Source organism: Kluyvera chengduensis (genome assembly GCF_044197065.1).
Lineage (GTDB): Bacteria > Pseudomonadota > Gammaproteobacteria > Enterobacterales > Enterobacteriaceae > Kluyvera > Kluyvera ascorbata_C.
Genome location: NZ_JBIQOI010000001.1, coordinates 244,722 through 262,069 on the forward strand (window position 1 = coordinate 244,722; position 17,348 = coordinate 262,069).

The 17,348-nt window shown below is 53.8% G+C and carries 19 protein-coding genes; 13 read left to right on the plus strand and 6 right to left on the minus strand.

All coding sequences use genetic code 11. The annotated features are described in order from the left end of the window. Window positions 1-2: 2 nt before the first annotated feature. Window positions 3-1,406 carry an MFS transporter gene (locus ACH1XZ_RS01145; RefSeq protein WP_395593994.1) on the minus strand — a complete coding sequence of 468 codons (1,404 nt, stop codon included), beginning with the start codon at window positions 1,404-1,406 and terminating at the stop codon, window positions 3-5. A 351-nt stretch (window positions 1,407-1,757) separates the two neighbouring features. On the opposite strand from ACH1XZ_RS01145, the gene ACH1XZ_RS01150 reads away from it, so the two are divergent. The 7 genes from ACH1XZ_RS01150 (at window position 1,758) to hisP (ending at window position 7,707) form a co-directional block, all read left to right on the plus strand. Then, a complete protein-coding gene (locus ACH1XZ_RS01150; RefSeq protein WP_395593995.1) occupies window positions 1,758-2,771 on the plus strand; it encodes a LacI family DNA-binding transcriptional regulator in 1,014 nt (337 codons plus the stop codon). Window positions 2,772-2,812: 41 nt separating this feature from the next. After that, window positions 2,813-3,382, plus strand: coding sequence for a UbiX family flavin prenyltransferase (locus ACH1XZ_RS01155; RefSeq protein ID WP_395593996.1), 570 nt, complete (start codon window positions 2,813-2,815; stop codon window positions 3,380-3,382). Window positions 3,383-3,674: 292 nt separating this feature from the next. After that, a complete protein-coding gene (gene argT, locus ACH1XZ_RS01160) occupies window positions 3,675-4,457 on the plus strand; it encodes a lysine/arginine/ornithine ABC transporter substrate-binding protein ArgT (RefSeq protein WP_395593997.1) in 783 nt (260 codons plus the stop codon). A 222-nt stretch (window positions 4,458-4,679) separates the two neighbouring features. After that, the gene (gene hisJ / locus ACH1XZ_RS01165; protein ID WP_395593998.1) at window positions 4,680-5,462 is read left to right on the plus strand and encodes a histidine ABC transporter substrate-binding protein HisJ; all 783 of its coding nucleotides are present in this window, start codon (window positions 4,680-4,682) and stop codon (window positions 5,460-5,462) included. Between the two features lie 64 nt (window positions 5,463-5,526). Then, window positions 5,527-6,213 carry a histidine ABC transporter permease HisQ gene (locus ACH1XZ_RS01170; protein ID WP_185666789.1) on the plus strand — a complete coding sequence of 229 codons (687 nt, stop codon included), beginning with the start codon at window positions 5,527-5,529 and terminating at the stop codon, window positions 6,211-6,213. Then, the gene (locus ACH1XZ_RS01175; protein ID WP_395593999.1) at window positions 6,210-6,926 is read left to right on the plus strand and encodes an ABC transporter permease; all 717 of its coding nucleotides are present in this window, start codon (window positions 6,210-6,212) and stop codon (window positions 6,924-6,926) included. The genes ACH1XZ_RS01170 and ACH1XZ_RS01175 overlap by 4 nt, the downstream gene beginning before the upstream one ends. 7 nt (window positions 6,927-6,933) lie before the next feature. Then, on the plus strand, window positions 6,934-7,707 hold the full coding sequence (gene hisP / locus ACH1XZ_RS01180; protein ID WP_395594000.1) for a histidine ABC transporter ATP-binding protein HisP: 774 nt from the start codon (window positions 6,934-6,936) through the stop codon (window positions 7,705-7,707). Window positions 7,708-7,720: 13 nt separating this feature from the next. Here the strand turns inward: hisP and ACH1XZ_RS01185 are convergent, their stop codons facing one another. From ACH1XZ_RS01185 to folX, 3 genes are all read right to left on the minus strand, one after another. Then, the gene (locus ACH1XZ_RS01185; RefSeq protein ID WP_395594001.1) at window positions 7,721-8,233 is read right to left on the minus strand and encodes a GNAT family N-acetyltransferase; all 513 of its coding nucleotides are present in this window, start codon (window positions 8,231-8,233) and stop codon (window positions 7,721-7,723) included. A 110-nt stretch (window positions 8,234-8,343) separates the two neighbouring features. Beyond that, window positions 8,344-9,240, minus strand: coding sequence for a TIGR01777 family oxidoreductase (locus ACH1XZ_RS01190; protein ID WP_395594002.1), 897 nt, complete (start codon window positions 9,238-9,240; stop codon window positions 8,344-8,346). 21 nt (window positions 9,241-9,261) lie between these two features. Further along, window positions 9,262-9,624 (minus strand): dihydroneopterin triphosphate 2'-epimerase, encoded by a 363-nt coding sequence (folX, locus tag ACH1XZ_RS01195; RefSeq protein ID WP_035892505.1) that lies wholly within the window; start codon window positions 9,622-9,624, stop codon window positions 9,262-9,264. Between the two features lie 276 nt (window positions 9,625-9,900). Between folX and yfcF the strand changes: the two genes are divergently transcribed. Genes yfcF through yfcD form a run of 3 tightly spaced genes read left to right on the plus strand, consistent with a single transcriptional unit; the run spans window position 9,901 to window position 11,754 of the window. Then, complete coding sequence (gene yfcF / locus ACH1XZ_RS01200; protein WP_395594003.1) at window positions 9,901-10,545, plus strand: glutathione transferase; 645 nt, start codon at window positions 9,901-9,903, stop codon at window positions 10,543-10,545. 55 nt (window positions 10,546-10,600) lie between these two features. After that, window positions 10,601-11,152: a phosphodiesterase gene (yfcE, locus tag ACH1XZ_RS01205; protein ID WP_395594004.1), complete on the plus strand. Its 552-nt coding sequence runs from the start codon at window positions 10,601-10,603 to the stop codon at window positions 11,150-11,152. A 56-nt stretch (window positions 11,153-11,208) separates the two neighbouring features. Continuing rightward, window positions 11,209-11,754 (plus strand): NUDIX hydrolase YfcD, encoded by a 546-nt coding sequence (yfcD, locus tag ACH1XZ_RS01210; protein ID WP_395594005.1) that lies wholly within the window; start codon window positions 11,209-11,211, stop codon window positions 11,752-11,754. Window positions 11,755-11,849: 95 nt separating this feature from the next. Here the strand turns inward: yfcD and pta are convergent, their stop codons facing one another. Both pta and ackA read right to left on the minus strand, forming a co-directional pair. Continuing rightward, window positions 11,850-13,997: a phosphate acetyltransferase gene (pta, locus tag ACH1XZ_RS01215; protein ID WP_035892496.1), complete on the minus strand. Its 2,148-nt coding sequence runs from the start codon at window positions 13,995-13,997 to the stop codon at window positions 11,850-11,852. 76 nt (window positions 13,998-14,073) lie between these two features. Further along, the gene (gene ackA, locus ACH1XZ_RS01220) at window positions 14,074-15,276 is read right to left on the minus strand and encodes an acetate kinase (protein WP_035892493.1); all 1,203 of its coding nucleotides are present in this window, start codon (window positions 15,274-15,276) and stop codon (window positions 14,074-14,076) included. Between the two features lie 335 nt (window positions 15,277-15,611). Between ackA and yfbV the strand changes: the two genes are divergently transcribed. From yfbV to ACH1XZ_RS01235, 3 genes are all read left to right on the plus strand, one after another. Then, entirely contained in the window at window positions 15,612-16,067 is a 456-nt protein-coding gene (yfbV, locus tag ACH1XZ_RS01225; RefSeq protein ID WP_185666803.1) for a terminus macrodomain insulation protein YfbV, read from the plus strand. Window positions 16,068-16,148: 81 nt separating this feature from the next. Then, window positions 16,149-16,643: a YfbU family protein gene (locus ACH1XZ_RS01230; RefSeq protein ID WP_395594006.1), complete on the plus strand. Its 495-nt coding sequence runs from the start codon at window positions 16,149-16,151 to the stop codon at window positions 16,641-16,643. Further along, on the plus strand, window positions 16,636-17,313 hold the full coding sequence (locus ACH1XZ_RS01235; RefSeq protein ID WP_395594007.1) for a sugar phosphatase: 678 nt from the start codon (window positions 16,636-16,638) through the stop codon (window positions 17,311-17,313). Before ACH1XZ_RS01230 ends, ACH1XZ_RS01235 begins: the two co-directional genes overlap by 8 nt. Window positions 17,314-17,348: the final 35 nt, after the last annotated feature.

Sequence of the window (17,348 nt, forward strand, 5' to 3'; positions counted from 1 at the left end):
CCTCAAGAAATGTGTGAATGGCGTTGGTGAAGGTCGGTAGAAATACGTTTCATCATGGGGCCGTTAAGTCGGCACTTCAGCAGGCACATGGCGAGCACAAAGTGGAACACGGCTGGCACCAGACTTTGCAGCAGGGTGATGCCATGAATAGACGCTGGCGTCTGGTTCCCGAGCCCCGGCTGATAGGCCACCATAATCAGGATCAGGCTGATAATGCCGCCGGAAGAGGCCCAGGAGAGCTTGATGAAAAAGAGGTTGAAGGCGAAGTTCATCCCGGAGGAGCGCACGCCGGTTTTCCATTCGCCGTAGTCGTCAGCGAAGGCCATAATTGAGAAGTGCAGCGGCAGGGTGAAGCCCTGAATCACGCTGTTAATAGCAATGCAAACCAGCCACAGCACCTGGTAGTGCGGGCCAACCGGGAGGAAGTACATGCCAATCCCGAACGCGACCAGCACCAGGTTAGTCCAGTAGTAAAGGCGCACCATATCAACGCGGCGAGAGAGCGGGTTGACGATCATCGCCCCGGCAATCCCGGAAATGGTGAGGATACCGAAGAACATCGACATGTATCCGGCTCCGCCCTCAAGCACGTAGGAGATGAAGTACATGTAACCGCCGCCGCGAATACAGAGAATATTCACCAGCAGGAAGGACATGATGAGCATCATCAGCAACTGGTCATTTTTACGCAGGCCAGCCAGGTGTTCGCGCAGCGTGAAGTTACCCGCCAGCGAGAGTGGCACACGCTCTTTCACCCAGAAGAAGCACAGCAGGAACAGCACCATGCCGATGGTGCACAGCACGGTGACGCCATACTGATAACCTTTCGCCAGGTTGCCCTGACCAAAGAATTCCACCATCCACGGCAGACCGACTGAGACCAGGAAACCGGCAATGCCGCTTAACACGAAGCGCCAGGACTGGCAGGACATCACCTGATCGTGGCGGTTGGTGATGGCGTTAATCAGCGCGCAGTAAGGCACGTTGTTGGCGGTATAGCCGATGGAGAGCAGGAAATAGGTGCCGAAAGCCCACGCAATTTTCATGTTTGCGCTCATGTCCGGGACGGTAAAGGTCAGGATACCAATCACGCCCAGCGGTACGGCTGTCCAGAGCTGCCACGGACGAAAACGCCCCCAACGGCTGCGGGTGCGGTCGGCAATCACGCCCATTACCGGGTCGGAAACGGCATCAAAGATACGCAGGGTAAAGAACATGGCGCCAACGATGGCGGGGCTCAGCCCGAAGACGTCGGTGTAGAAAAACAGTAAAAAGCCGCTAATCAAATCTGAGATGCAATGCCCGCCGGCATCGCCTAATCCATAGCCTATCTTTTCGCGGGTAGAGAGCGTCTCCCCCGCATCAACGGTCTGTACATCAGTATCCAGGTTATCAGCAATGGTCATAACCAATCCTCGAACAGGGTGTGATGATTCAAAAAGTCATTACGGCGTATCTCTGACGATTTTTAGTAAATAACTAACGGCGCTGAGCATAGATCCTGTGCGAAATGCGGGTATATAGCGTACAGTTTAAAGAGTGAATTCGATCTTATTTTTACTATAAATAAAATTATAATGGTGATGTTTATCACAATTAATGATGTGTGAGAGGCGCTAAATACCATCACCGAGAGAAATTAATGGTGATTTGATATTCTGTTTAGTAAATGAAAACCTAAAAAACAGGCGTTTTGTGCGGGCGAGGACATGGTATTCTCTGTCCGGCACAAGGGTTAACAGACGGAAGCGAACGGAATGGCGAAGAAAATTAGAATCAAAGATATTGCCACGGCGTGCGGCGTTTCCATTGGCGCGGTGTCCCGCGCTCTGAAAGGGCAGCCGGGGCTGAGCGATGAAACGCGGCAGCGTATTTTGTCAATCGCTCAGGCAGAGGGCTACGACTTCAGCCGCCTGCGCACCGGGCGTATCAAGCGGCTGATGTTTTTGCTCCACCGGGAGCACAATATTGCCAGCGCGCTGCCGTTCTACTCCACGGTAATGCTAGGTGTGGCAGATGCCTGCCGGGAAAACGACATTGCCATGAGCTTTCAGCCGATCGGCCCGCAGGATTCTGTGTCTGAGCTGATTCAACTGCACCAGCCGGATGCGCTGATTTGTGCGGGCTATCTTGAGCCCGAAGTGCTGGCTGAACTACGCCAGAGCTCGCTGCCGGTGGCGCTGGTGGATTTATGGGCGGCTGATTTTCCTTGCGTTAACCCGGATAATTTCCACGGTGGCTTCATCGCCACGCGTCATTTGCTGGAGCAGGGGAGAACCCGCATTGCGTTTCTGGGAACCTCGCAGCGCCACTACAGTATCCGTCAGCGCGTAGAGGGCTATCAGCAAGCGCTGTTTGATGCCGGGCTGACGCTCGCGCCTGAATACTGCGTGGAGGTGCCGCCGATTAAAGAGATCGAGCAGGCGCTGGTTGAAGGTATGTCACGCCTGCTAGCGCAACCACAGCCGCCGGATGCGATTTTTGCCTATAACGACGTGGCGGCGCTGGTGGCGATGCGTGAATGTGCTCGTCGGGGTATTCGCGTGCCGGAAGAGATGGCTATCGTCGGGTTCGATGATATCGATGCGGCGGCCTGGGCTCATCCGCCGCTGACCACGGTGGCGGTTGATAAACGCGAGCTGGGACGTGATGCCTTTCAGTTGCTGATGAACGACGAGAGCGAACGCAACCTGCTGCTGCCGGTGCGGCTGGTGGCGCGCGGTAGCTCGGTGACGGATAGTGACGCGTTGCGGTTGCGTCTGGCGCCGTAATCCGGCAAAGTTTGCCCCATTATGGCTACAGGGCGGTCTGTGTGAAACGACTCATCATTGGTATTTCCGGCGCAAGCGGCGCTATTTACGGCGTGCGTTTGTTGCAGGTGCTGCAAACCGTCGCGGATGTTGAAACGCATCTGGTGATGAGCCAGGCAGCAAGACAGACGCTGGCGCTGGAGACGGATTTTTCACTGCGCGAGGTTCAGGCGCTGGCGGATGTGGTGCACGATGCCCGTGACATCGCCGCGAGCATCTCTTCCGGCTCGTTCAAAACCGCGGGGATGGTTATCCTGCCGTGCTCGATAAAAACGCTCTCCGGCATCGTCAACAGCTATACCGATGGCCTGCTAACCCGCGCCGCCGATGTGGTGCTAAAAGAGCGCCGCCCGCTGGTGCTGTGCGTGCGTGAAACGCCGCTGCATTTAGGCCATCTGCGCCTGATGACTCAGGCGGCGGAGATAGGTGCCGTTATCATGCCGCCGGTTCCGGCGTTTTATCATCGCCCACAAAGTCTGGACGACGTGATTAACCAGACCGTTAACCGCGTACTCGATCTTTTCGATATTACGTTGCCTGAAGATCTCTTTACCCGCTGGACGGGCGCGTAACCCTGCGCCACTATCGTGCATGATGTCGCTTTTGCCCTGTTTCAGGGCAATTGTGTAACACCGATCAAATCCTCGCTATTTAATCATCCCATTTGCATTTTTGTGCTCGATTTATACGCTGCTGCTGATATCTTTCCTGATGATCACCTCTCGTTATCTTTTTGTTAACATATTTAACATTGCCTGCTTTTGCAGCGTTAAAGATGGCACGGAAGATGCAGAGTAGGTTATGCAGACACAACACAACATAACTATTAGCAGTTAACGACATCACGGTTTAATAGGGGAACGTATGAAAAAGACGGTTCTGGCTCTCTCTTTGCTGCTGGGTCTCAGCAGCGCCTCCAGCGTATTTGCCGCACTGCCACAGAGCATCCGCATCGGTACCGATACCACCTACGCACCGTTCTCATCGAAAGACGCCAAAGGCGATTTTATCGGCTTTGATATCGATCTGGGCAACGAAATGTGTAAACGCGCCAGTATCAAATGCACCTGGGTGGGGAGCGATTTTGACGCGCTGATCCCGTCGCTGAAGGCGAAGAAAATCGACGCGATTATCTCTTCACTGTCGATCACCGAAAAACGCCAACAGGAGATTGCTTTCTCCAACAAGCTGTACGCGGCGGACTCCCGCCTGATTGCCGCCAAAGGCTCCTCGGTTAAACCGACGCTGGACGGGCTGAAGGGCAAGCATATTGGCGTGCTGCAGGGGTCTACACAAGAAGCCTATGCCAATGAAAACTGGCGTAGTAAAGGCATCGACGTGGTGGCCTATCAAAACCAGGACCTGATCTACGCCGACCTGGCTGCGGGCCGTCTGGACGCAGCGTTGCAGGATGAAGTCGCGGCAAGCGAAGGCTTCCTGAAACAGCCTGCCGGTAAAGATTTTGAGTTTGCTGGCCCGTCGGTGAAAGACAAAAAATACTTTGGCGATGGCACTGGCGTTGGGCTGCGTAAAGATGACGTGGAGCTGAAGGCGGCATTTGATAAAGCGTTAGCTGAACTGCGTGCCGATGGCACCTACGACAAGATGGCGAAGAAGTATTTTAACTTCAACGTCTACGGCGACTAATCTGCCGTATGTATCATCATGGTGCATGAATTTCTCGATGCACCATGATGGTGCGTTTTTTGTTCGAAAGTTGCGCGAGGTTGCATAATTAAGCATTTTTAATGAGAAAAAAGCCAGCCTGAAGGGCAGAATGCTTTGCCTTGAAGGGCCGAAAGATGGCACGATAACCGCTCAGATTATTTCTAAAAAACACACAAAAATCACAGCTTGTAGAGGATGATTATGAAAAAACTGGCGTTGTCTTTTTCTCTGGTATTAGCGCTTGCTTCTGCATCAAGCGCATTTGCAGCAATCCCGCAAAAAGTGCGTATCGGTACTGACCCTACGTATGCACCGTTCGAATCAAAGAATGCACAGGGTGAATTAGTGGGTTTTGACATTGATCTGGCAAAAGAGCTGTGTAAGCGCATCCAGGCACAATGTACCTTCGTGGAAAACCCGCTGGACGCTCTGATCCCCTCGCTGAAAGCGAAGAAAATCGATGCCATCATGTCATCGCTGTCGATCACTGAAAAACGTCAGCAGGAAATTGCTTTTACCGACAAACTCTACGCCGCAGACTCTCGTCTGGTGGTGAAAAAGGATTCCCCAATTACGCCTGATCTTGCCACGCTGAAAGGCAAACGCGTGGGCGTACTGCAGGGCACCACTCAGGAGACGTACGGTAATGAGCACTGGGCGCCTAAGGGTATTGAAATTGTTTCCTACCAGGGACAGGACAATATCTACTCTGACCTGACCGCCGGTCGTATTGACGCGGCATTCCAGGACGAAGTGGCGGCGAGTGAAGGTTTCCTGAAACAGCCTATCGGTAAAGACTACCAGTTCGGCGGCCCGTCAATTAAAGACGTGAAGCTGTTTGGTGTGGGTACCGGTATGGGTCTGCGTAAAGACGACACCGAACTGCTGAACGCGCTGAATAAGGCGTTTGCAGAAATGCGTGCCGACGGCACCTACGACAAGCTGGCGAAAAAGTACTTCGATTTTAACGTTTACGGCGAGTAATCATCACGAGTAACCCATCGTTTCGCACGCACGAAACGATGGGCGTAAAGACAGGACTGGCAGCATGCTGTACGGGTTTTCACAGGTAATTTTTCAGGGCGCCCTTGTCACCCTTGAGCTGGCAATCAGCTCAGTGGTTTTGGCCGTGCTTATTGGGCTGGTCGGCGCGGGAGCGAAGCTCTCCCGAAATCGCGTGCTGGCGTTAATTTTTGAAGGCTACACTACACTAATTCGTGGCGTGCCAGACTTGGTGCTGATGCTGCTGATTTTCTACGGGCTGCAAATGGCGCTCAACGTGCTGACCGACGCGCTCGGGCTGGCGCAGTTTGATATCGACCCGATGATAGCCGGTATCATCACCCTTGGCTTTATCTACGGGGCCTATTTCACCGAAACCTTTCGCGGCGCGTTTATGGCGGTGCCGAAAGGTCATATTGAAGCCGCCACAGCCTTTGGCTTTACTGGCGCACAAACCTTCCGTCGTATTCTGTTCCCGGCCATGATGCGCTATGCACTGCCGGGCATTGGTAACAACTGGCAGGTTATACTTAAAGCGACCGCGCTGGTCTCGCTGCTGGGGTTGGAAGACGTGGTGAAAGCCACTCAGCTTGCCGGGAAAAGTACCTGGGAGCCGTTCTACTTCGCCATCGTCTGTGGTTTGATTTATCTGCTGTTTACTACCGTTTCCAATGGCGTGTTGCTGCTGCTCGAACGCCGCTACTCCGTGGGTGTGAAGAGGGCTGACCTGTGATTGAGATCATTCAGGAGTACTGGAAATCGCTGCTGTGGAGCGACGGTTATCGCTTTACCGGCGTGGCGATTACGCTGTGGCTGCTGGTGCTGTCGGTGGTAATGGGCGGCGTGTTGGCGCTGTTCCTGGCGATTGCGCGTGTTTCCAGCAATAAATACATCAAGTTTCCGGTGTGGCTGTTTACCTATATTTTCCGCGGTACGCCACTCTACGTGCAGTTGCTGGTGTTTTACTCAGGCATGTACACGCTCGAAATTGTCAAAGGCACCGAGCTGCTCAACGCGTTCTTCCGCAGCGGCCTGAACTGTACGGTGCTGGCGCTGACGCTCAATACCTGCGCTTACACCACTGAAATTTTTGCTGGAGCGATTCGCTCGGTACCGGCAGGTGAAGTGGAAGCGGCTCGCGCGTACGGCTTTTCATCGTTTAAGCTTTATCGTTGCATCATTTTGCCGTCGGCGCTGCGCATTGCGCTGCCGGCCTACAGCAATGAAGTTATCCTGATGCTGCACTCAACGGCGCTGGCGTTTACTGCCACCGTGCCTGACCTGCTCAAGATCGCGCGCGATATTAACTCGGCAACCTATCAACCCTTTACCGCCTTCGGCATTGCGGCGGTGCTCTATTTGGCCATCTCTTATGTACTGATTAGCCTGTTCCGCAAAGCGGAAAAGCGCTGGTTACAGCACATGAAACCGTCTTCTACGCACTGAGAATATGATGTCTGATAAAAAACTAAACGTAATCGACCTGCACAAACGCTATGGCGAGCACGAGGTGCTGAAGGGCGTGTCGCTGAAGGCAAACGCCGGGGATGTGATTAGCATCATCGGCTCGTCCGGCTCCGGCAAGAGTACCTTTTTGCGCTGCATAAACTTCCTTGAGAAGCCAAGCGAAGGCACCATTATTGTTAACGGCGAGAACATTGGTCTGGTGCGTGATAACGACGGCCAACTGAAGGTGGCGGATAAAAACCAGCTTCGCCTGCTGCGCACGCGCCTGACGATGGTGTTCCAGCACTTCAACCTGTGGAGCCACATGACGGTGCTGGAAAACGTCATGGAAGCGCCAATTCAGGTGCTGGGCTTAAGCAAACAGGAAGCGCGCGATCGCGCGGTGAAGTACCTGGCAAAAGTCGGTATCGACGAGCGCCAGCAGGGTAAATACCCGGTGCATTTGTCTGGTGGTCAGCAGCAGCGTGTTTCCATCGCCCGCGCGCTGGCGATGGAGCCGGAAGTGCTGCTGTTTGATGAACCGACTTCAGCCCTCGACCCTGAGCTGGTGGGTGAGGTGCTGCGCATTATGCAGAAGCTGGCGGAAGAGGGGAAAACCATGGTGGTGGTAACCCACGAAATGGGCTTTGCTCGCCACGTTTCATCGCACGTGATTTTCCTGCATCAGGGCAAAATTGAGGAAGAGGGCAATCCGGAAGAGCTATTTGGCAACCCGAAGAGCCCGCGTCTGCAGCAGTTCCTGAGCGGCGCATTAAAGTAAGCTTCACTCGCCCTCACGCGTGCGTGGGGGCGTTTTCCCGCCGATAGACCCAGTCATCGTAATCCTTACCGTTCAGCCTATAGGCTTTGGTCAGCACCTGTGTACGGATAAATCCGTGCTTTTCCAGGAGCCTTGCTGAACCTTGATTATCGCCCAGTACCCAGGCATTAATGGCCCATAGGCCAAGCTGTTGAAAGCCGTAATCGCATAGTGCACCGAGCGCCTCGCTGGCAAACCCTTTGCCTTGCGCCTCTGGTAGCAGCGCGTAGCCGACATCCGCCTCATGGGGATTTTTACTGCTGATCTGTAGCCCTATATCGCCAAGCGTCGTACCGTTTTCATCGCGGATAACAAAGATCGCGGGAGAATTGCAGCGTAGGGTAAAGATTGCACGTATCGCCGCTTCGTCCAGCATTTCCCCCATAAACTGCATCACCTCAGGATTTTGTCGCAGCTGAAGAAAGAAGGGCCAGTCGCTTTCATTAAACGGAGAAAGCCGTAGTCGCTGGGTGGAGAGGATTGTCATTTTACAATGCCATTGAGCCAAATCTTAGGCTGTACTTTAACACTGCGGGTGTAGTTCAGGAAGGATTGGCACACGGTGATAGCCAGGCGCTATCACCGTCGTATGGAAACTTAGCGGGCGAGAATATCGCCTAGCGCTTCGTCTAAATCGTACCAGCGAAACGCGAATCCGGCGGCTTCAAGCCGTTTGGGGAGCGCGCGCTGGCCGCCCAGCACCAGCACTGAGGATTCGCCCATCAGCAGGCGTATAACGGTGGCGGGAACCCGAAGAATAGCCGGGCGATTTAGCGCCTGGCCAAGGGAATGAGAAAACTGCTCGTTGTGCACCGGGTAAGGTGAAACCATGTTGAAAGGCCCGCGCAAATCGTTATCCAGCAGCCAGAGGATACCGTTGACCATATCGTCGATATGGACCCATGCCAGATACTGTCTGCCGTTGCCGATAGGGCCGCCGAGGCCGAGCTTAAACGGCGGCAACATTTTGCCAAGAATGCCGCCTTTTGGCGCCAGCACCACCCCGGTGCGCAGCAGACATACACGGGTGCGGTCACTCTGCGCTGTGCAGGCAATTTGCTCCCAGCGCGCGCATAGCTTATGGGTAAACTCGTTATGCGGCGGCTCTTCTTCCGTCACCACGACTTCACCCAGATCGCCATAATAGCCGGTGGCAGAGCCAGAAATCAGTACCGAAGGAGGCGTGGTGCTCGCCTGAATCAAATCGCTAATCCGCTGGGTGATATTCCAGCGGCTGTCGCACAGTTTCTGTTTTTGCTGCGCCGTCCAGCGCTTGTCGGCGATAGGTTCACCAGCAAGATTGATAACGGCGTCAATACCGTCGAGCGATGACATATCCTGTAGCCCAGGCCAAAGCTCAACGCGTGAGTCGAGCGTCTGGCGGGCTTTCTCCGGCGAGCGGGTCACGACGCAAACCGTATGCCCGAGCGTCAGTAAACGCGGAACTAAATGGCGGCCAATCAACCCGGTGCCGCCGGTAATCAGAATTTTCATGCCACCTCCCGAAGGGAGCGCTTAGCGTTGCCAGCTCAGGGTAATGGATACCGAATCGGCGTAGCGCAGCGCGTGAACTTTATCGACTTCCACTTCAGCATAAGTGACCCAGTGATGTTCGCGTGCGATATCGAGCACATCCTGAGTTAATTTTTCCAGTAAAGAGAAACGGTTATTCTCAACGTGGCGAATAATGCTTTTGGTGATGGTGCGGTAGTTCAGCGCATCGTTAATATCTTCGCTATTGCGGGACTTATCCGCCGGGTAACGAATTTCAAGATTGATAACCACGTCCTGGCGGTTAGCAATCTCTTCTTCCTTAATGCCGATAAACGTACGCAGGCGTAAATTTTTGATGCGAATGATGGCGTCAGACTGAGACATTGCAGGTGTTCTCCTTAATTTTTGTTTTCCTCTACATCATACACTAAAGCATCTTCAGCGCGGCAGCGTCTGGCGAGCGTTCAGTTCGTGCGCCAGTTCAATAAATGCGCGCAGGCCTATCTTAAGCCGAAAACGCTGGCAGTGGGGTGATTGCAAAATCCTCATGTTGCGGGCAAGTGACATAGCCTGTCAGACAGGCTATGTTGGCTATTATGTTGGATGGGTGCGTCCTGCGCCCATCGTTCGTGCATCTCTTGCCTGTGATATGAGGACGCTATGAGCCAGCCTGTGATAACGCTTTGGTCTGATTCTGATTTTTTCTCGCCTTACGTGATGTCCGTCTATGTTGCCCTACAGGAAAAAGGGCTGCCATTTACCCTCAAAACCGTCAATCTTGACCTGGGTGAACACCTTCAGCCGGGCTGGCGCGGTTATTCAGCGACCCGTCGCGTTCCCTTACTGGATGTGGGTGGTTTTGAACTCAGTGAATCTTCTGCCATTACAGAATACCTTGATGAACGATTTGCGCCGCCGGAGTGGGAGCGCCTCTATCCTCACGACCTGCAAAAACGCGCTCGGGCGCGCCAGGTTCAGGCATGGCTTCGCAGTGACCTGATGCCCATCCGCGAAGAGCGATCCACGGCGGTGATTTTCGCTGGAGAGAAAAAAGCACCGTTGACTGAAGCAGGACGCAAAAGCGCAGCTAAACTGTTTGACACCGCCAGTGCATTACTCGTCGATGACCGCCCAAACCTGTTTGGTGAATGGTGTCTTGCCGATACAGACCTAGCGCTTATGCTTAATCGCCTGATACTGAACGGCGACGATGTGCCGGAGAGACTGGCTGACTACGCGACATTCCAGTGGCAGCGGGCTTCCGTGCAGCGCTATGTTGCACTCTCGGCCAAACGGGCTGGCTGAAAAAAGTGTGAAAATCCATTATGATGGCAAGGTTATCATTGTGGGGATTTGATTAATGAAACTGATGTTTGCATCGGATATTCATGGTTCGTTACCGGCCACGGAACGGGTACTGGCGCGCTTTGCTGAGAGCGGCGCGCGCTGGTTGATTATTCTGGGCGATGTGCTCAATCACGGGCCGCGTAACGCGCTGCCGGAAGGTTACGCTCCGGCGCAGGTTGCCGAACGTCTGAACACGGTTGCAGACCGTATTATTGCGGTTCGCGGCAACTGCGATAGCGAAGTCGACCAGATGCTGTTGACGTTTCCTATCACCGCGCCCTGGCAACAGGTGCTCACCGAATCGCAGCGCCTGTTTTTGACCCACGGGCATCTTTATCACCCTGACAATCATCCGCCGCTGTTGTCGGGCGATGTGCTGGTTTATGGCCATACGCATCTGCCCGTCGCAGAAAAGCGTGGCGACATATTCTTATTTAATCCTGGTTCGGTTAGCATTCCTAAAGGCGGTTTTGCCGCAAGCTTCGGGATGCTTGACGAGGGTAAGCTGCAAGTTTTCGCACTCAATGATCAACAGGTTATTGCAGAGGTTGCTATTAACCCGTAAGTTACCCATCAATCATAAAACGCGCCGTAAGAGCGCTTTCAATTTAAGGTTTACGGATGGTCGAGCAGAATCATTTGGCAAGCACGGAATGGGTCGATATTGTCAACGAAGACAATGAGGTCATCGCGCAAGCGAGCCGTGAGCAGATGCGCGCACAGTGTCTTCGACACAGGGCAACCTACATCGTCGTTCACGACGGTATGGGGAACATTCTGGTGCAGCGCCGTACGGAGACGAAAGACTATCAGCCAGGTATGCTGGACGCCACCGCTGGGGGTGTTGTTCAGGCTGATGAACCGCTGCTGGAGTCCGCTCGCCGCGAAGCGGAAGAAGAGTTAGGTATTGCTGGCGTTCCGTTTGCCGATCACGGGCAGTTCTACTTTGAAGATAAGAACTGTCGCGTCTGGGGAAGCCTGTTTAGCTGTGTTTCTCACGGACCGTTTGCGCTGCAGGAAGAAGAGGTGAGCGAGGTTCGCTGGATGACGCCGGAAGAGATCACCGCGCGCTGCGATGAGTTTACCGATGATTCGCTGAAGGCGCTGGCGCTGTGGATGACCCGCAATGCCAACAACGAAGCCCACGTTGAAGAAGAAGCGGAATAAGCGCGACTAAACGACAGATACAAAAAATCCGGAGCGGTTTCCCGTCTCCGGATTTTTTTTGCCTTTAAACCGCCCGCGAACGGGCGGAATAAGGATTAGTGCTGCTGCTGTGAAGACTGGATCGCGGTCAGAGCGATGGTGTAGACGATATCGTCAACCAACGCGCCACGAGACAGATCGTTCACCGGCTTGCGCATACCCTGCAGCATCGGCCCGATGGAGATCAGGTCGGCAGAACGCTGTACCGCTTTGTAGGTGGTGTTACCAGTGTTCAGATCCGGGAAGATGAACACGGTAGCGCGACCTGCAACCGGAGAGTTCGGTGCTTTGGATTTCGCAACGTCAGCCATAACAGCGGCGTCGTACTGCAGCGGGCCATCGATCATCAGGTCAGGACGTTTTTCCTGCGCCAGACGAGTCGCTTCACGCACTTTCTCTACGTCGCTACCTGCACCAGAGGTACCGGTGGAGTAGGAGAGCATTGCAACGCGTGGTTCGATACCGAAGGCAATCGCGGATTCAGCGGACTGAATAGCGATTTCTGCCAGCTGCTCAGCAGTTGGATCCGGGTTGATCGCGCAGTCGCCGTAAACGTAAACCTGTTCAGGCAGCAGCATGAAGAACACGGAAGACACCAGAGAGCTACCCGGTGCAGTTTTAATAAGCTGCAGCGGTGGACGAATGGTGTTCGCGGTGGTGTGAACGGCACCGGAAACCAGACCATCAACGTCGTCTTGTTCCAGCATCAGGGTACCGAGAACCACGTTGTCTTCCAGCTGTTCGCGGGCAACGGTTTCGGTCATGCCTTTGTTCTTACGCAGTTCGACCAGGCGGGCAACGTAGCTTTCGCGAACCACTTCTGGGTCAACGATTTCAACGCCAGCGCCCAGTTCAACGCCCTGAGACGCTGCAACACGGGTGATTTCGTCTGGGTTACCCAGCAGTACGCAGGTCGCAATACCGCGTTCAGCACAGATAGCAGCTGCTTTAACAGTACGTGGCTCGTCGCCTTCTGGCAGAACAACGCGTTTGCCTGCTTTACGTGCCAGCTCGGTCAGCTGGTAGCGGAACGCTGGTGGAGACAGACGACGGCTGTGTTCAGAGGTCGCAGTCAGGGAATCGATCCACTCTGGATTGATAAAGTTCGCGACGTATTCCTGAACTTTCTCGATGCGCTCGCGGTCATCAACTGGAACTTCCAGGTTGAAGCTCTGCAGGCTCAGGGAGGTCTGCCAGGTATTAGTGTTCACCATGAATACCGGCAGGCCGGTTTCAAATGCACGTTCGCACAGCTTAGTGATGCGCGCGTCCATTTCGTAGCCGCCGGTCAGCAGCAGGGCACCGATTTCCACGCCGTTCATGGCAGCGAGGCACGCTGCAACCAGAACGTCAGGACGGTCTGCGGAAGTCACCAGCAGGGAACCTGCACGGAAGTGCTCCAGCATGTGCGGGATGCTGCGTGCGCAGAAGGTGACGGATTTCACGCGGCGAGTATTGATGTCGCCTTCGTTGATCACGGTCGCATTCAGGTGACGTGCCATATCGATAGCACGCGTCGCGATCAGGTCAAAGCTCCATGGCACCGCGCCGAGAACAGGCAGGGTGCTGGTGGTTTTCAGCTGGTCGGCATCGATTTTAACGACTTTCGCTTTGGAGGAATCGTCGAAGATCTCGGACAGATCCGGGCGAGTACGGCCCTGTTCATCAACCGGTGCGTTCAGTTTGTTAACGATAACGCCGGTGATGTTGGTGTTTTTTGCGCCGCCGAAGCTGTTGCGAGTCAGTTCAATACGCTCGTTCAGCTGTTCTGGGGTGTCGGTACCCTGAGACATAACGAAGACGATTTCCGCGTTCAGCGTTTTCGCGATTTCGTAGTTCAGAGACTGAGCAAACTGGTGCTTACGGGTTGGGACCAGGCCTTCAACCAGCACCACTTCAGCATCTTTGGTGTTAGCGTGGTAGTTAGCGATGATCTCTTCCATCAGCACATCTTTCTGATTGCTGGAGAGCAGGGCTTCTACATGGCTCATCTTCAGCGGTTCAGCCGCAGTGGTGGTAGATGAGTTAGCGCGAACGATAGTGGTCGTCTGGTCTGGTGCATCGCCACCGGTGCGCGGCTGAGCGATTGGCTTAAAGACGCTCAGACGAACGCCTTTGCGTTCCATAGCACGGATAACGCCAAGGCTGACGCTGGTCAGGCCGACGCTGGTTCCGGTAGGGATCAGCATAATAATACGGGACACGGTTTATCCTCTTTCGTTACCGCCAGTTTCAGGCGGGATACAAAACAGCACCGCCAGCTAAGCTGGCGGTGTGATATTAGGCAGTCAGACGGCTTGCGTCTTGTGCGATGACCAGTTCTTCGTTGGTCGGGATAACGATGGCAGGACGGGTGCCTTCTTTGTTGATGAAGCCAGACTTGCCGAAACGCGCAGCCAGGTTACGTTCGTGATCAACTTCGAAGCCCAGAACGCCCAGTTTGCCCAGGGACAGTTCGCGAACCATTGCGGCGTTTTCACCGATACCACCGGTGAAGATAACCGCGTCCAGACGACCTTCCATCAGTGCAGTGTAAGAACCGATGTATTTCGCCAGACGGTGGCAGTAAACGTCCATTGCACGTTTAGCGTCAGCTTTTTCTTTGTAGTTATCTTCTACATAACGGCAGTCGCTGGTCACTTCGGTCAGACCCAGCAGGCCGGACTCTTTGGTCAGCATCTTGTTGATCTGGTCGATGCTCATGCCCAGAGTGTCATGCAGATGGAAAATGATGGCCGGGTCGATGTCGCCAGAGCGAGTACCCATTACCAGACCTTCCAGTGGGGTCAGACCCATGGAGGTATCAACACATTTACCGTTACGGATAGCAGAAACAGAACCACCGTTGCCCAGGTGACAAGTGATGATGTTCACTTCTTCAACCGGCTTGTTCAGTACTTTAGCGGCTTCCTGAGTCACATAGAAGTGGCTGGTGCCGTGTGCGCCGTAGCGACGTACGCCGTGCTCTTTGTACAGGCTGTACGGCAGAGCATAAAGGTAAGATTCTTCCGGCATGGTCTGATGGAACGCGGTGTCAAACACAGCAACGTTCTTGTCTTTCAGGTTAGGGAAGGATTTCAGCGCTTCAGCGATACCGATCAGGTGAGCCGGGTTGTGCAGCGGTGCGAAGGACGCAGAGTCTTTGATACCCTGGATCACGGAATCGTCGATCACAACGGAGCTGGTGTACTTCTCGCCGCCGTGTACGATACGGTGGCCGATTGCGGTCAGCTGAGCGGACAGTTCTGGTTTTTGTGCCAGAATAGTATTAACGATGAAGTTCAGCGCTTCACTGTGAGCGGCGCCTGCACCTAAAGCGGCCTCTTGTTTACCGCCATCCATTTTCCACTTGATACGCGCTTCTGGAAGATGGAAACATTCGGCTAAACCAGAGAGGTATTCTTCACCGTTAACTGCATCAATGATGGCAAATTTCAGGGAGGAGCTACCGCAGTTCAGAACCAGTACTAACTTACTCGACATGGAAGTACCTATTTATGATACGTGGCTAAAAAAACGTCAAAGAGTCATAAGCGTAGCGCAGGATGACATCGACATTTATGATTAACATCATGCCCGGAACACTTTTCAGGCATGATCTAAGAAATACATATTGATTCTAAGTCATTTTGCATAATTTTCCGCCAATGGCAGAATATGCGATAATTTGATATGCCGGAGCGTATAGGATCGCGCTATCTCAGGCTGGCACAGGATACCCGATTGCAGTGTCTATGCCAAAATTTTTTGAACGATGTCATACTCAGTTGTTGTTTTAAAAAATATTTTAATTTTTATATATGAAGTTGAGGTCAGCCATGTCGACACCCGAGCAACGCCCGGTTAGTTTCTTCAGTTTGTTTAGCCGAGGGCAGTATTATGCAAAGACGTGGCCGCTGGAAAAACGGCTCGCACCGGTGTTTGTTGAAAACCGCGTCATTCGCGCCACACGCCACGCCATCCGTCTGATGCCGCCGCTGGCCATTTTTACGCTGTGCTGGCAAATCGCCCTTGGTGGGCAGCTTGGCCCGGCGGTCGCCACCGCCTTGTTTGCGCTTAGCCTGCCGATGCAGGGGCTGTGGTGGTTGGGTAAACGTTCCGTCACGCCGCTGCCTCCTTCTATATTACAGTGGTTTTATGAAGTGCGCGGCAAGTTGCAGGAGTCGGGGCAGGCGCTAGCGCCGGTTGAAGGCAAACCAGATTACCAGGCGCTGGCTGACACGCTTAAGCGCGCCTTCAAACAACTGGATAAAACTTTCCTCGATGATTTGTAATTGAGGGCGAAAAACGCATATAAAAGAAGACACAAATATTGTGTCTTTTTTTATGCTGCAAAGCGCAACAGGAGTCGAAGAATGGAAATGACCCATGCTCAACGTCTGATTTTGTCTAATCAGTACAAAATGATGACTATGCTTGATCCCGACAACGCTGAGCGCTACCGCCGCCTGCAAACCATTATCGAACGTGGTTATGGTTTACAGATGCGTGAACTGGACAGGGAATTTGGGGAACTCAAAGAAGAGACCTGTCGTATTGTTATCGACATTATGGAGATGTACCACGCGCTTCACGTCTCGTGGACCAACCTGAAAGATGCCGATACCATCGATGAACGCCGCGTCACCTTCCTTGGTTTTGATGCGGCTACCGAAGCCCGTTTCCTCGGCTATGTCCGCTTTATGGTCAACGTTGAAGGCCGCTATACCCATTTCGATGCGGGCACCCATGGCTTCAACGCGCAAACCCCGATGTGGGACAAATACCAGCGTATGCTGAACGTCTGGCACGCCTGCCCGCGTCAGTATCATCTGAGCAGCAACGAAATTAACCAGATAATCAATGCCTGAGGAGGCAGACGTGCAGTGTAAAGGTTTCCTGTTCGATCTGGACGGTACGCTGGTTGATTCGCTGCCGGTGGTGGAACGTTCCTGGCAGTTCTGGGCCGAAAGCTATGGCGTAGACCCGCAGGCGGTGCTGGACTTTATTCACGGTAAGCAGGCCATCACCACGCTGCGCCACTTTATGCCGGGCAAGTCGGAAGCGGAAATTCAGGCCGAGTTTCTGCGCCTTGAGCATATTGAAGCAACCGACCTTGACGGGATCCAGGCGCTGCCGGGGGCTCTTGAATTGTTGAAACATCTGGACGCTAACGCGATTCCCTGGGCGATTGTCACCTCGGGTTCTATTCCGGTAGCCCATGCGCGCCACCGTGCGGCGGGTCTGCCGCAGCCGGCGGTGTTTGTCACCGCCGAGCAGGTCAAGCGCGGTAAACCACAGCCGGACGCCTATCTTTTAGGCGCTGAGCTGTTGGACATCGCTGCACGGGATTGTCTGGTCGTTGAAGATGCGCAGGCTGGCGTGCAGTCAGGACTGGCCGCGGGCTGTCATGTGGCAGCGGTCAACGTGCCGCCGGAAACGCCTGAACTGCTCGAGGTTGATTTTGTGCTCTCTACGCTTGCGACGCTACGCGTTGAGAAACTGCCGGATGGCACCATCAACGTCACGCAGAATGCATGATCTTATGATTTAGCCCCACATCGTTGGGGCTTTTT

Excerpts from the sequence above, each read along its gene's own strand:
- ACH1XZ_RS01185 (WP_395594001.1), bottom strand. The coding sequence starts at position 8,233 with ATGACAATCCTCTCCACCCAGCGACTACGGCTTTCTCCGTTTAATGAA.
- ACH1XZ_RS01190 (WP_395594002.1), bottom strand. The coding sequence starts at position 9,240 with ATGAAAATTCTGATTACCGGCGGCACCGGGTTGATTGGCCGCCATTTA.
- yfcD (WP_395594005.1), top strand. The coding sequence starts at position 11,209 with ATGGTCGAGCAGAATCATTTGGCAAGCACGGAATGGGTCGATATTGTC.
- yfcE (WP_395594004.1), top strand. The coding sequence starts at position 10,601 with ATGAAACTGATGTTTGCATCGGATATTCATGGTTCGTTACCGGCCACG.
- argT (WP_395593997.1), top strand. The coding sequence starts at position 3,675 with ATGAAAAAGACGGTTCTGGCTCTCTCTTTGCTGCTGGGTCTCAGCAGC.
- ackA (WP_035892493.1), bottom strand. The coding sequence starts at position 15,276 with ATGTCGAGTAAGTTAGTACTGGTTCTGAACTGCGGTAGCTCCTCCCTG.
- yfcF (WP_395594003.1), top strand. The coding sequence starts at position 9,901 with ATGAGCCAGCCTGTGATAACGCTTTGGTCTGATTCTGATTTTTTCTCG.
- ACH1XZ_RS01230 (WP_395594006.1), top strand. The coding sequence starts at position 16,149 with ATGGAAATGACCCATGCTCAACGTCTGATTTTGTCTAATCAGTACAAA.
- folX (WP_035892505.1), bottom strand. The coding sequence starts at position 9,624 with ATGTCTCAGTCTGACGCCATCATTCGCATCAAAAATTTACGCCTGCGT.
- ACH1XZ_RS01145 (WP_395593994.1), bottom strand. The coding sequence starts at position 1,406 with ATGACCATTGCTGATAACCTGGATACTGATGTACAGACCGTTGATGCG.
- hisP (WP_395594000.1), top strand. The coding sequence starts at position 6,934 with ATGTCTGATAAAAAACTAAACGTAATCGACCTGCACAAACGCTATGGC.
- ACH1XZ_RS01170 (WP_185666789.1), top strand. The coding sequence starts at position 5,527 with ATGCTGTACGGGTTTTCACAGGTAATTTTTCAGGGCGCCCTTGTCACC.
- ACH1XZ_RS01150 (WP_395593995.1), top strand. The coding sequence starts at position 1,758 with ATGGCGAAGAAAATTAGAATCAAAGATATTGCCACGGCGTGCGGCGTT.
- ACH1XZ_RS01235 (WP_395594007.1), top strand. The coding sequence starts at position 16,636 with ATGCCTGAGGAGGCAGACGTGCAGTGTAAAGGTTTCCTGTTCGATCTG.
- yfbV (WP_185666803.1), top strand. The coding sequence starts at position 15,612 with ATGTCGACACCCGAGCAACGCCCGGTTAGTTTCTTCAGTTTGTTTAGC.
- hisJ (WP_395593998.1), top strand. The coding sequence starts at position 4,680 with ATGAAAAAACTGGCGTTGTCTTTTTCTCTGGTATTAGCGCTTGCTTCT.